Below are 13,723 nucleotides of genomic sequence, written 5' to 3' on the forward strand. Positions count from 1 at the left end.
GGACGTTTACCATTCACTCAAACCCGCTGAAAACAACAGGGTTGCCTTCGCTTTTTCGTACTTCGATTTCATGGATTCGAGCTTTACTTTCAGTTCATTGAGTTTCGACTCGCGCATGTTTAGCTGAAGCAATTGGGTTTCTCCAATGGCAAACCGCTGCTCATCGGCCCGTAATACTTGTGCTTGGCGTTCAATGGCAATTTGCTGGTTTTGAATCTGTTTTTCGAGGTTCAGCACTTCGTTGTACGATGCCTGGACGTCGTTGTTGATTTCGCGACGAACTTGCTGGAGTTCGAGGTTATTTTGAGCTTGTTTGATGCGGATAGTTTCGAGCTTACCGCGTTCTTTACGAAATAGCAACGGCATCGAAAAGTCAACGTTCAGTTTGTAAAAAGCAGGAAACGGCCCTGTATTGGGTATTTCGAGCCCCGTGATAAAGCGGTGGGTATAGTTGAGCGACGACAGCCCAATGTCGAATTTGGGTTTGAGCATTTCGCGACCTAAACGCTCGTCAATACGTAATTGCTGGGTTTTAATGTCCAACTTTTGAATTTCGGGATGTTTTTGTCGGGAAATGTCCAATAGTTGTGTAAGCGTATTGCTATCAATGCGTTGGGCAGGACTAAGCTGAGGAACGGCATTGTTGGGTAACTCACGCGGGCCATTGTTGTCGTCCCACAAATAATTTGACAGAATGAGTCGGGCATTTTGAAAATCTACCAAGGCTTGGTCGAGCATAATTCGTCGGTCGAGGAGCGTAACTTGGGCATCGGCGGTATCCACCGCGGGTAAGTCGCCTTGCGCTACGCGTTTTTTGACCAAATCGTACCGTTGTACGGCCAAGTCGTGAAATTCTTGGACGAGGGCGTAGTTTCGGTACGCAAAGTACCACGTCCAGTATTCTTTGGCGGCCGAAAGTATCAATTTATTGACCAACTTAACGCGTTCTACTTCGGCCATGTTTTGAAACAAACGGGCGTTTTGGAGGGTTGCACGGCGTTCGTCGATAACAAATCGCTGCAAAACAGGAACGGTGAAACCTACGTAACTGAGCCCATCGAGTGGGGTGCGAATATCGGTTCCAAGTACATCGCCAACGTTCCGTTCAAAACCCGCTTTTACATCAATTCCCCCCCAATAAAGTGGTACTTTGAGTTGGTTGTCCCAAAAGTTAAAATAAGCTTTGTTGTCAAAATATTTACGGTCGAAGCTGGCTTCGAGTTTTGGGTCAAAGCCTCCTTTGGCCATCAGCAACTCAGCTTTGGCTTGGTCGGAAAGGTTACTGGCTTGCCGCAATACGGGGTGGTTTTTGGTCACCAACTCATAAAAATCGCGGTAAGAAAACACCTTGCCTGTGTCGGTCTGTGCCCATGTAGGTAAAAAAACCACGCAGCAAAGAAGGACGACAAATAACTGTATGACGAATTTCATCGATGTACACTTTTTATTTTTTTTCATTCCGACTAAGGAAAAAGGTTGTCCGTGTGGGAATTTAGCTTGCAGTTTCGTCGGGTTGTGAGCAACCCGACGCACACTTTTGTTGATTTATGAGCAACCCGACGCACACTTTTGTTGATTTATGAGCAACCCAACGCACGCATTTGTTGATTTATGAGCAACCCGACGCACGCATTTGTTGATTTATGAGCAACCCAACGCACGTAAATTTGCCCTTTGCGAATTTGCCCTTTGCTCTCTTGCTCTTTGCCCCTTTTTATTTTTTCTCCTTCTCTTCCGCAGGCAAAATATCGCTGAGGTAGTCAGGCGGGAAACCGTTGAGTTGGCGCCATACTTCCCACCAAATCGGGACGTCTTTGAGCATCACAAAACCGTTCACTCCCGAACCAATCCGTAGTTGGTCGGGCCATTTGTCGTTTTCGTTGCCTTCGTGGTCCGACTTGATAAGGAGGCGGTATTCGCCGTTTTTACTGTTGACGCGGTCAACAATGGCGACTGTTCCGCCAAAAGTTCCGACCGAAGTACCAGGCCAGCCCGAAAACTGCAACGCAGGCCATCCGTCAAATTCCAGTCGTACGTGGCGTCCAGGTTTGATGAGCGACAAATCCATGGCTTTTATGTACAATTCTACGGCCAAATCGGGTTTGTCGGGTTGCAGCGTAACAATGGATTCGCCCTCTTTAATGGTTTCTCCAATACCCGCTTTGAGGGTTTTGATAATGTAGCCATCTTGCGGGGCGTGAACAACGTACTGTTCACGACGGATACGGATATTTTCGTATTTGTTTTTGAGTTTAGACAACTCAGATTCTCCGTCGGCGAGGCTTGACAAAGCTGAACTACGGTCTGAGAAGGATTTGGCAATATCTTTTTGGTAATCAACTTGAACCGAACTAAGTTCGATGCGTGCGTTGATGAGCTCATTGCGCGAAATGGCCAATTTCTGGCTTTGGGACGTTACTTTTGCTTGGTCTTCTTGAAACTTCACCCGACGACTCTCTAAGTCCACCAGCGAAATCGTTCCATCTTTGTACATGGCTTCGCCGCGTTCGAGTCGCTCTTTGGTAATGTCAAAACCACGATTTATGGCGATAAAATCTGCACTGTCACTTTTTACTTTTAGGCGGGCTTGAAGCAATTTGTTGCGCGTTTTTTCAAGGCTCAATTGTAGCCCTTGACGTAAGGACGAAATTTGAGAGTCAGTGGCTTGAATTTTGGCATTGTAAGCATTGATGGCCGCTTGTTTGGCCTCAATTTGCTCCTGCGTTCTGACGAGTACTTGGGGGTCAAAATAATCGTCTTTGATTTCGGAAATCGTTAAAAGGGTATCTCCTTTTTTAACATAATCACCTTCCCGAACGTACCAATGCTGGATTTGTCCAGCTACGGCGTTTTGGATGTTTTGTGGGCGGTCTTTGGGGGTAAGTGCCGTGACGTAGCCCTTTCCGTTGATGTTTTGTTGCCACGGCAAAAACATCACTAGAATTAAAACAATGACAATACCCAAAATCCAGCGATACACAATCCGTGCTGTTTTGGGGGAATGGAGGGTATGAAGTGAATTGACTTCGTTTTCGATGGCAGGTACATTGACCCGCTGTTTTGATATATTGAGCATGGTCTTAGTTTTCGAGCGTTGCAACGTGCTTTAATACAGTTTTGTAGGGGCCTTCGGCAATAATTTGGCCTTCTTCCAAGACCACAACACGATCACAGGCTCCCATGAATGCAGGGTCGTTGGAAAGCACCACAAGCGTCCAATCATGAGCAGGGTCAGTCAAGAACTCAATGATTCGGATGCGTTCGCTGCGTTCGATTTGTCGAAGAGCATCGGTATATAAGAGTAATTTAGGCTGAGTGAGCAAACAACGAGCAAGGGCTATTTTGGTGACAAAACTCAACGAAAAATGACGCCCTCCCGAAATGATGGAGGTGGCAAGTCCATCGGGCAATTGGGCAATTTCTTCCGTAAGGTGTAATTTTTCTAAGGCATCTTTGACGCGTTCCAACGTAATTCCTGCCCGCCCCATGGTCAAATTTTCGAGGATAGTACCGTCAAAAATTTCTTGGTTGGGAAAGTTCATGCTCAGGTAATTGCGGAGGGTAGTGATGTCTAAGTCACGCATAGAAACGCCATTGTAGATAAGACTGCCTTCATACTCAGTAAGTATGCCAGAAAGCAATTTTAGAAGGGTATGTTTTCCCGAACCGTTTTGTCCTGTCAAACAAACCCGCTCACCAGGTTGAATATCCATCGAAATGTCTTTGATAGCAGGGTGGGACGCATCTGGATAAGCATAACTTAAATGGCGTGTTTTAAGCTCAAGTCCTTTGGGAAACTGAGTGGCCGAAAAGCGAAAACCACCTTCTTTTTCTAACGTTAAATCCGAAACGTACCCCAATTTATCGACGGCAGTAAGAAGGTCAAAAACCACATCAATACTTAGAAGTAATTTTTCAACGGCTCCCGTCAACAACACAATCACGATTTCGGAAGCCACAAATTGCCCCAACGAAATTTGGCGGTTGACAAGCAGGTAGGTACCCAAAATCAACAAACCACCAATGACAACGACCTTAAATGCCAACGAATAGTAATAAAACCCTTGTAAGATTTTAAAGTGTTTGTTGCGATACGTGAGGTAATTGGTCACGAGCCCGTCCATGCGCTGAATGGGGAGGTGGGTTGAGCCTGCGGTTTTAAACGAAAATAACGTGCTGGCCATTCCTTCGAGCCATGCCACAACGCGGTATTTGTATTTTGATTCTTTGATGCTAGTTTCCAGTCCTTTACGGCCATTGATGCGAATGATGGCCAAGAAAATAAGGATGACAAATAAGCTAAAAGCAATAAAGAAGGGGTGATAAAATGAAAGTAAAAGTAAACCAAAAATGATTTGTAATAAAGCAGCACTAAGCTCAATCAAAAACTTGGGAAGCGATTTTTGGATGGTCAACACGTCAAAAAAACGGTTCATAAGCTCCGTAGGATTGTCCTGACGTAGGGCTTCGTATTTCAAACGCGGTACACGATAAGTGAACTCAAAGGCAGCTTTGGCAAAAATTCGCATTTGGAGGGTTTCTACCAGCGACACTTGAATGATTTGCATGATACCGCTTCCAATAAGACCCAAAACGACCAAGCCCATCAGCACATAAACCGAGCTAAATACCGAACCACTTGAAACCAAACTAAAGATGGCTTGCACGCCCAAGGGCAACACAAGGCTGATGAGCCCCACGACGACGGCATAAAAATAAATGTAACCAATGTCCTTGCGTTCGTTACGCAACAGACGTATCAACCGCTGAACGGGACTGAGAATTTCGTTCTCGGTTTGACTTAGCGTGCTGTCGTCGCTGACCAAAGGTTGCATCGGAAAAGCCGTGATGTACAGTACTTGGCCATTTTTGGACGTGTCGGACTGGTTTTCAAACACCAGCGGAGATAATACCTCTGCTGTTGTATGACGGGGGCGATTTTCGATGATGGGGCTCCAGAGAATGGGAGTTCCTTGGTCATCTTTACCCACAATCACGGGTGTTAGACCCAAATTATGTTTTTCAAAATAAAGAACGGGATGGGTCGCCGATTCAATAAATGGAACAAACTGATTCTTTGGTAAACAATTAACGACCAAGGTGAGGTTGTTGTGCCGTGCGCTTCGGTGAAGGTCTTCAATAAACCGATGGATGTCGGTTCCTGAATACGAAGAGGTTTGCTCGACTTGATCGTAAGTCGTTCGGTGGGTTACAACGGGTTGCCCAGTCGAAATGGCAAGTTGTTCTACAATTTGCCTTATATACTGCGAATTCATGCGGTTTCTTGGATGGGTTGATAGTTGAAAAAGCAATAGACCGTTATATTTGTTCCAATATTAATTAATTCTAACTCAATTCTAATATAGGTCTATTTTGGCAAACAAAGACGAAAATAGGACAATGAGGCATGTACATTTTGCTTTTCGTATGACCATTTTGTTAAGAAGTTGTTCTTTACTAAACTGGACTTTGGTAGGCATGGTTTTGACTTTTGGGATAAATTCTTGTACCTCTCCCTGCGACGATTGCGAAACCACTGTGAAAGGTAGTGATTTTTTTCCACTGGAAGTAGGGCGATTTGTGGAATATGACGTAAACGAAGAAGAAGTAGCCCTTGGACGCCCTGCGGTGGTTCGGACGTTTCAATGGAAAGAACAGGTGGCAGAAAGTTATCTTGACCCTGCGGGAGAGAAAGTGTATCGCATTGCTCGTTTTCGCCGAACACTGGAAGGTCAACCGTGGACGCCAGATTCGACGTTTACAGTACGGTTAAAAATTGATTATGCTGTCCGCAACGAAAGTGGGCGTGACTACGTAAAAATGGTATTTCCTCCTTCCGAAAAACGTTCGTGGAATGGAAACAGTTACAACAATTTGGGGGAAGATGAGTATGTACTAAAAGATGTAAACAAAGCGTTGAAAATAGCAGGAACTGCCTTTGACCGAACGGTAACGGTGGTTCAGCAAAACGACTCGACGCTGGTGAATCAAGATAAACGGATAGAAACATACGCAGCGGGCGTAGGGCTGGTTTATCGGGAACGTATTAATGTGCAATTTTGCTCATCCACCCCTTCTTGCATCGGTAAGGCACAAATAGACTTTGGAACACGGCAGTTTGTACGTTTCAAGCGCACAGGTATGGAGTAGGTGTGCTGATGTGGGGAGGGTTACAAACGTGGGGAGGGTTGCTCATAACACGACGAGAGAATGTCGAATTTGGATTTATATGCGGTATTTACTAGACAAAGAATAAATAGATAAAAACATATACAAATGACTGGTAATCAGAGAGGTAAATGGCTTTTTGTGGCGATGTTCACTTGGCTTTTTATGTGGAGTGGGATGGTACAGGCGCAGACCGCCAAGTACTTGGTTTTATTAAAAGACAAAACAGGAACCCCCTTTACGACCGACAAACCCACGGCCTATCTGAGTCAGCGCTCGGTGGATCGTCGTTCGCGGCAAGGGATTGCGTTGACGTCGAGAGATTTGCCAGTCAATCCTAGTTATGTATCTCAAATTCGCCAAACGGGTGCCAAGGTTTGGTACACATCTCGTTGGTTGAATGCTGTATTGGTTGAGGCTAATTCGACACAATTGGCAGCCATTCGGGCGTTGTCGTCGGTGAAAGGGGTTGAGTTTAACCGCGCCCTTCGTACGGCTCGTTTGTCTGCTGAAAAACAAACCAATGCCACGCAACAAAAATTTGGAATGGACGCTTTCAATTACGGAGCTTCGCTTAGCCAAATTCAAATGTTGGGTGCCGATGCGATGCACGACCAAGGCTACAATGGCAAAGGAATGCTGGTAGCGATTTTGGATGCTGGTTTCTTAAATTCCAATACAAATCCTGCGTTGAGTCCATTGTTTTCCGACAAACGAGTGGTAGTTACTTACGATTTTGTAGCGAATGAAACCAGTGTTTACGAAGACCATTCGCACGGAAACAATGTGTTTAGTATCATGGCTAGCTTTAAAGAAAATAGCCTGATTGGCCCAGCTTACGGCGCTTCTTACGCACTTCTTCGTACCGAAGACGACAACAGCGAGTCGCGCTTGGAGGAGGCCAATTGGCTCATTGCGGCTGAGTACGCCGACAGTTTGGGTGTCGATGTCATCAATACGTCATTGGGGTACAATCAATTCGACAACGAAGCCGATGATTATACCTATGCCGACATGAACGGTAAAACGACGCTCATTACGCGGGCCGCTGATTGGGCCGCAGCAACAGGCATGATAGTGGTGGCCTCGGCTGGCAACGAAGGGGCAAGTGCGTGGAAATACATTTCGGCCCCTGCCGATGCTGACTCCGTGTTGGCCGTGGGTGCGGTTGGAAGCACCAAAGCGTTGGCTTCGTTTAGTTCCATTGGTCCTTCAGCCGACGGACGCGTGAAACCTGATGTGTGCGCGCAAGGAGCTTTAACGGTACTTTCCAATCAGGCAGGTACGGTAACAGCGGGCAATGGAACGTCATATTCGGCTCCGTTGATTGCGGGCTTGGTGACGGCTTTTTGGCAATCGCAACCGCAACTCACGGCCATGCAAGTCATTGATTGTATTCGTCGGGCAGGAGATCGTTTTTCCAGCCCAACCCCTCAATTTGGCTACGGCATCCCTACTTTTGCGGCGGCGACTGAGGTGGCACGGGCCAAATATTTACCCATGGGAGTGGGTGGAAATAAGCCAACGGAAGCTATTGTGTTTCCAAATCCATTGGGGAATGCCAATGCGTTGCAGATTCAATGGGGAGCAGAATTTACGGGGAAAAAAGTGGAAGTTGCACTGACAGACGTGGCGGGGCGAGTATGGTTACAGCAGTCGGTCATGGCCAATGAACCATCAAGTAAACTGACACTACCGATGGCAATGCCTCAAGGGAGTTATGTATTAAAAATGAACGATAACGAACGCGTACGGGTTTTGAAAGTAATCAAATAAGAAAAAAGTTTACATGAAACCACACATTAAAATCGACATCGTTTCGGACGTTGTTTGTCCGTGGTGCTACATCGGAAAGCGCCGTTTGGAAAAAGCAGTTGACCAACTCAAAGACGATTATACGTTTGAAATCAGCTATTTGCCGTTTCAGCTTTCACCCGATACGCCGCTGGAAGGAGAAAATATGAAGGAACGACTTTCGGCGAAATTTGGCGGAGAAGAGCGTTTTTATGAATTGACCAACCAAGTGTCGAACGTGGCGGCGGGCGAAGGACTAGAGTTTGATTTGTTGAACCAACAAATTTCACCCAACACGCACGGTTTGCACCGTTTGGTTTGGTTTGCCCAGCAAAAAGGCAAACAATTAGCGCTGGTAGAGGCATTCTTTAAGGCTTATTTTGAAAACCGTGTTAACCTGGCCAATGTCGAAAACGTAGTAGCTGTGGCGCAGTCGGTGGGGTTAGATGCCGAAGAAGTGCGTCAATTTATTGCTTCTGAAAAGGGCTCAGAAGAAGTGGACCAACTTCTTTACCAAAACCGTTTGATGGGCGTAAGCGGCGTGCCGTATTATATCATCAACGACAAATACGCGGTGTCGGGCGCGCAGCCAACGGATTTGTTTTTGCAGGCATTGCCAGATATTGCCGTCAAAGCTCCCATTCAAGCGCCAACGCAAGGAGAAGCATGTGATCTCGAAACGGGTGTATGCTAATGCCGCCTTTTCGCATTATTTCGTTTGCGTTGTTGCTGGTCACGTTGGCCGTCAATATCTCGATGCCACTTTTTCGGGTATATGCGGCTGAAGCGGGTCTCAACAACGGCCAAACCGCTTTAGTCTTGGCAGCGTACATCACAGGTATGCTGCCTTGTTACGTTTTTTTAGGGGGTATTTCCGACCGAATCGGGCGAAAACCTGTGCTAATTGTCAGCGTTTTTTGTTCTTTTTTAGCCACCCTCGTCATTACTATTTCGCCCAATGTAACGGCTTTGGTATTTGCTCGGATGCTGCAAGGGGTTGCTTTGGCATTGAGCATGGGCACTGGAACGGCTTATTTAACCGAAGTTCTGTACCCCGATAAAAATGCGCCAACCAAAGCCGCTAATTTGGCTTCGCTTTCTACGGCCATTGGTTTTAGTGGAGGCGCACTTGCCACAACCTTGTATTTGCTCGTTGATTTTCAGCTTGTTCCGCCTACTTATTATTTACTTTTAGGAATTACTTTTATTGGGCTTGTTCTTCTTTTTACGTTGCCCAACCCCAAACCCATTGGTGGCAATATTCTTCGGCTTCCGTATTTTCCCAAAGGCTCTTTCCCCGTCAACATGGCCATTGCGATTTGTTGGGCGGCAACGGGCACGGTCATTGCCATTATTCCAACCCAACTGGCTAAATTTAACCTGACGCCTTACGCGGGCTTTTGCTTGGTATTAATCAATTGGACGGGGGCTTTCTTACAACCTTTTATTCGCAAAAACGATCCCAAACAATCCGTGCGCATCGGTTATGTACTGGTACCGTTGGGCTTTGGACTGGTGGAGTTGGGCAGTCATTTGGGGCAATTGTGGGTGATTTTGAGTGGAACGACACTCATTGGCTTGGCGGCCTACGGCTTTTCGTACGTCGGAGGATTGGCTTTGATTGCTAATTACGGCGGGGTTCAGCGGGCAAGGGCCGTGTCAGGCTACATGTTTATGGGTTACATTGGCTTCGGAATTCCCGCTATTTTTCTTGGCTACTTGTCTGACCACGTCGGCATTGTCAATGCCTTGTTGGTGTTTGAAGTGGCGATTTTGATACTCACAGCCTATTTACTTCGTATTTTTCGGTAGCCGTTCCGCCAGTTGACACCGCATCAACTGGCAGAATCAAGGTTATTTGGCAGGATAACCCGCATCGTACCACGCTTTGAAAACTGCTAATTCGGTCGTACTTAACTTAGTGCCTTCGGGCATGGATTTCTTTACATAAACTTCATTATAAATCGTCGAAATTTTCCCTTTGATGGTAGTTGTATAATCGGTTGGATCGTACAACCAGTCGCGATAATTACTTTTTCCAGAGGCATGACAGCTTGCGCAATACGTATCAAAAATAGGCTTCGCTGTGGCATGCTCAAAAGCTACTTTGGTCGTAGAAGTGTCTGTGGCTGGGTCAACCGATGAAGTTGAACAGGCTGGTAATAGACTCACTCCTACGAGCGACAAACAAACTAACATTTGACGGCTGAGACGATTCATGGTTTGTATTCAAATTTGTTCGATAAATAAAGAGGAGGTAAACTCAATTAAGAATACGTGATTTTCTCGCAGAGCGTTGCAAAGAAGCCATTCACAGGAAGAGACAGAGACGCATAAAAAGGGGAGAAAACAAAAAAGTAGCGGCAGCCATAGGGGGGAGGCTGCGCTGAGTTGTCATGGATTTGAAGGTCTTAAAAACAACCTTACTTACAGCTATGAAACTTTTAAGCATGCTCCTGCTAACAGGGGCGTTGGGTACTTTTTGTGCCGACGAAACGCCCTCAAAACTCCATTTTCCCGAGCCTCCGCGCACTTCAAACCATTTGTTCTACATTCAACGGAGCAACAACATTAATACCGTCATGTACGAGGCGAATGTGGATTCGGACAAAAAATTGGATGATGAAAGCCCGATGAACGTATATTGGATACGGTACGCCGACCGTGGGCAACGCGAAGATCTCTCAACGCTTCAGTGGCAGCTAGCTTATGGCTACAAACACCATTCAACTTCTAGTGCCAACACCTATGAAATTTCCTTGAATGCGTTTAAGAAACGTCAAATTTGGGTGACGTATCAAGAAAATAATCCCGTGGCTATGACCCACATCAATGGCCGTAAAGTGCTGTTACAGAAAGTGTTTGTGCAGTTAGCTAACAATGCGTTTATTCCAAAAGTAAAGTACGTAGAGCTTTTTGGGGTTGAAAGTGATAACCGTACCAAAGCGTACGAACGCATTGATATTCAGTGATTTCTTGATTGATATTCTTCATTTTTTAATTTGACATTCTAATGCTTTTTTTATTGCAGTTTGAACAAGACGTGCAGCCGCTATTGCTGTATGCTGCCCCCATTATTTTTATTTTTGTCGCCCTTGAATACTGGTTTTTACGCCACGACCCGCACCATCATTACGACGCGGATGATTTGAAAGCGTCGGTCGGAATTGGGGTGGGTGCTTTGGTTATCAATGGATTATTGAAAGCGCTTACGGTCGGTTTGATTTTGTTTTGTTATGAACTTGTGCCGTGGCGCATCCCGAATACCTGGTGGGCGTGGGTATTGGGATACTTGGGCATTGATTTTTGTAATTACTTAGCTCATTACATTGCGCACAAACAACGGATTTGGTGGGCTACCCACGTGACACACCACTCGTCGGAACACCTAAATTTGTCCACTTCGTTTCGAAATTCATGGACGCAGCACATAAAAATTATCTTTTTCCTGCCCGTTTGGCTATCAGGCATTCATCCCGTTATTACGTTTATGTGTTACCAAATCGACTTATTGTATCAGTTTTGGCTACACACAGAAGTCATCACCAAGTTGCCTCGCTGGTTTGAGTATATTTTTGTCACGCCGTCGCACCATCGAGTGCATCACGGCAAAAATGATGCTTACCTTGACAAAAATTTTGGAACTACCTTTATTCTTTGGGATCGATTGTTTGGTACGTTTCAAGAAGAAACCGAACGACCTATTTACGGACTAACGAAGCCCGTAACTTCCAACAATGTGGTCTATCTTAATTTTCACGAGTGGAGAGACATTGTTAGGGATGTTCGGAAGGCCAAAAGCTGGCGAGAAGTAACGGGTATTTTGTTTGGGCCGCCTTAATATTTTGGTATATAAAAGCAAATTAAAGCCTTAAATCGTCTTTCTTTGTAGATTCATTGGTGCGTTTTTCAACCAAAATTTCAAAAAAGATGGATTTATTAAAAACTCAAATAGGGCGTTTGCGGGTTATTGGTTTCATAGAAGGCGTTTCGTTTTTGCTTATCTTGTTCATAACCATGCCATTAAAGTATTATGCCGAGATGCCAGGCCCCAACAAAGTGATTGGCATGGTACACGGTTTGCTGTTTGTGTTGTACGTATTGGCGGTTGTGCAGTGTAAAATTGAGTACAACTGGCCCCTAAAAAAAACGGCGTTGGCCTTGCTTGCTTCTATTGTTCCTTTTGGTACTTTTTGGGCCGACGCGAAGTTGTTTCGTCAGGTATAATATTTACGATAACAAAAGCCCCCGTTCACCTAAGAACGGGGGCTTTAATATGTATTTCGGTTGTGAGCAACCGAAACCACCTAATGACTAACCGAAAGCACCTAGCTTACAAACCAAAAGCAGCTTTTACGGCGTCAACGTAATCGAGTTTTTCCCAAGTGAAAAGTTCTACTTCTACTTCCGCCACTTGACCTGCGTTTTTGAATACTTTCGTTACTACTTGCGACTCGCGACCCATGTGGCCATAAGCGGCTGTTTCTGAGTAAATTGGGTTGCGGAGTTTCAGGCGTTGCTCAATCGCGTATGGACGCATATCGAATACGCTTTCTACGATTTTAGCAATTTCTCCGTCGTTCAATTTTTTGCCATTTTCGCCTTTTACTTTCGATGTTCCGTAGGTATTTACGTACAAACCGCAAGGTTTAGCTACTCCGATAGCGTATGAAATTTGAACCAATACTTCGTCGCAAACGCCTGCTGCTACCAAGTTTTTGGCAATGTGGCGCGTTGCATACGCTGCTGAGCGGTCCACTTTTGAAGGATCTTTACCTGAGAATGCACCACCACCGTGGGCGCCTTTACCACCGTAGGTATCAACGATGATTTTACGACCTGTCAAACCAGTGTCACCGTGAGGGCCACCGATTACGAACTTACCCGTTGGGTTGATGTGGTACGTAATTTGGTCGTTAAACAACTTGCGCAATGAAGGCTTCAACTTAGCTTTTACGCGTGGAATTACGTAGGTAATGATGTCTCTGCGAATTTGTGCCAACATCGTTTCGTCATCGCCAAAATCATCGTGCTGCGTTGACACTACGATGGTGTCAATACGGATAGGCTTGTTGGTGTCAGAGTATTCGATTGTTACCTGCGACTTTGCATCAGGACGAAGGTACTTGATACGCTTGTTTTCGCGGCGGATAGCGGCAAGTTCTTCCAATATCTTGTGCGACAAGTCCAACGCCAAAGGCATAAAGTTGTCGGTTTCGCGCGTTGCGTAGCCAAACATCATCCCTTGGTCACCCGCACCTTGCGCATTTGCCTTACTTTCAAAATCATCTGCTGCTTGACGGTCAACGCCTTGGTTGATGTCGGCTGATTGTTCGTGAATGGCTGAAAGAACACCGCAAGAGTGCGCTTCAAACATATACTCAGCTTTGGTATAGCCGATTTTGGCAATTACTTCACGTGCAATTTGCTGCACATCGAGGTATGTTTTGCTGTTTACCTCACCTGCCAGAACTACTTGGCCAGTGGTAACGAGCGTTTCACAGGCTACTTTTGACGTAGGGTCAAACGCCATAAAGTGGTCAATAAGGGCGTCCGAAATTTGGTCGGCGACTTTGTCGGGGTGGCCTTCCGATACCGATTCTGAAGTGAATAAATAAGGCATTCTTCTATTGTATGATTTACGAAGTATGAATTACGATTTGTGTGTCGTTGAATTTTAGAGAGCAAAAATAGGTTATTTTCAGAGATAAAGAAAAAAGAACGAACTTTGTGTCCCCGCAAGGGAGTGTTTTTGGGGATT

12 protein-coding genes are annotated in these 13,723 nt (G+C 45.6%); 7 read left to right on the plus strand and 5 right to left on the minus strand.

The window, feature by feature from the left end:
* Positions 1-6 precede the first annotated feature (6 nt).
* From FHS57_RS03645 to FHS57_RS03655, 3 genes are all read right to left on the minus strand, one after another.
* Positions 7-1,431 (minus strand): TolC family protein, encoded by a 1,425-nt coding sequence (locus FHS57_RS03645; RefSeq protein ID WP_183971526.1) that lies wholly within the window; start codon positions 1,429-1,431, stop codon positions 7-9.
* Positions 1,432-1,714: 283 nt separating this feature from the next.
* Positions 1,715-3,076, minus strand: a complete 1,362-nt coding sequence (locus FHS57_RS03650; RefSeq protein ID WP_183971527.1) for an HlyD family secretion protein — start codon at positions 3,074-3,076, stop codon at positions 1,715-1,717.
* Positions 3,077-3,080: 4 nt separating this feature from the next.
* Positions 3,081-5,276 (minus strand): peptidase domain-containing ABC transporter, encoded by a 2,196-nt coding sequence (locus FHS57_RS03655; protein WP_183971528.1) that lies wholly within the window; start codon positions 5,274-5,276, stop codon positions 3,081-3,083.
* A gap of 202 nt (positions 5,277-5,478) precedes the next feature.
* On the opposite strand from FHS57_RS03655, the gene FHS57_RS03660 reads away from it, so the two are divergent.
* The 4 genes from FHS57_RS03660 (at position 5,479) to FHS57_RS03675 (ending at position 9,774) form a co-directional block, all read left to right on the plus strand.
* On the plus strand, positions 5,479-6,150 hold the full coding sequence (locus FHS57_RS03660; RefSeq protein WP_183971529.1) for a hypothetical protein: 672 nt from the start codon (positions 5,479-5,481) through the stop codon (positions 6,148-6,150).
* 126 nt (positions 6,151-6,276) lie between these two features.
* Positions 6,277-7,944: a S8 family serine peptidase gene (locus FHS57_RS03665; protein WP_183971530.1), complete on the plus strand. Its 1,668-nt coding sequence runs from the start codon at positions 6,277-6,279 to the stop codon at positions 7,942-7,944.
* A 13-nt stretch (positions 7,945-7,957) separates the two neighbouring features.
* Positions 7,958-8,656 carry a DsbA family oxidoreductase gene (locus tag FHS57_RS03670; protein WP_183971531.1) on the plus strand — a complete coding sequence of 233 codons (699 nt, stop codon included), beginning with the start codon at positions 7,958-7,960 and terminating at the stop codon, positions 8,654-8,656.
* Complete coding sequence (locus FHS57_RS03675; protein ID WP_183971532.1) at positions 8,656-9,774, plus strand: MFS transporter; 1,119 nt, start codon at positions 8,656-8,658, stop codon at positions 9,772-9,774. The genes FHS57_RS03670 and FHS57_RS03675 overlap by 1 nt, the downstream gene beginning before the upstream one ends.
* A gap of 42 nt (positions 9,775-9,816) precedes the next feature.
* Here the strand turns inward: FHS57_RS03675 and FHS57_RS03680 are convergent, their stop codons facing one another.
* Positions 9,817-10,182, minus strand: a complete 366-nt coding sequence (locus FHS57_RS03680) for a hypothetical protein (RefSeq protein WP_183971533.1) — start codon at positions 10,180-10,182, stop codon at positions 9,817-9,819.
* A 215-nt stretch (positions 10,183-10,397) separates the two neighbouring features.
* Here FHS57_RS03680 and FHS57_RS03685 point away from each other — a divergent pair, with 215 nt between their 5' ends.
* The 3 genes from FHS57_RS03685 (at position 10,398) to FHS57_RS03695 (ending at position 12,189) form a co-directional block, all read left to right on the plus strand.
* A complete protein-coding gene (locus FHS57_RS03685) occupies positions 10,398-10,934 on the plus strand; it encodes a DUF4833 domain-containing protein (protein WP_183971534.1) in 537 nt (178 codons plus the stop codon).
* Between the two features lie 41 nt (positions 10,935-10,975).
* The gene (locus FHS57_RS03690) at positions 10,976-11,803 is read left to right on the plus strand and encodes a sterol desaturase family protein (RefSeq protein WP_183971535.1); all 828 of its coding nucleotides are present in this window, start codon (positions 10,976-10,978) and stop codon (positions 11,801-11,803) included.
* Between the two features lie 89 nt (positions 11,804-11,892).
* Positions 11,893-12,189 (plus strand): DUF3817 domain-containing protein, encoded by a 297-nt coding sequence (locus FHS57_RS03695; RefSeq protein WP_028526345.1) that lies wholly within the window; start codon positions 11,893-11,895, stop codon positions 12,187-12,189.
* 106 nt (positions 12,190-12,295) lie between these two features.
* Here FHS57_RS03695 and metK read toward each other — a convergent pair whose 3' ends face one another.
* Positions 12,296-13,585, minus strand: coding sequence for a methionine adenosyltransferase (gene metK, locus FHS57_RS03700; protein ID WP_183971536.1), 1,290 nt, complete (start codon positions 13,583-13,585; stop codon positions 12,296-12,298).
* Positions 13,586-13,723: the final 138 nt, after the last annotated feature.

This window comes from Runella defluvii, from assembly GCF_014195535.1.
Classification (GTDB): Bacteria; Bacteroidota; Bacteroidia; order Cytophagales; family Spirosomataceae; genus Runella; species Runella defluvii.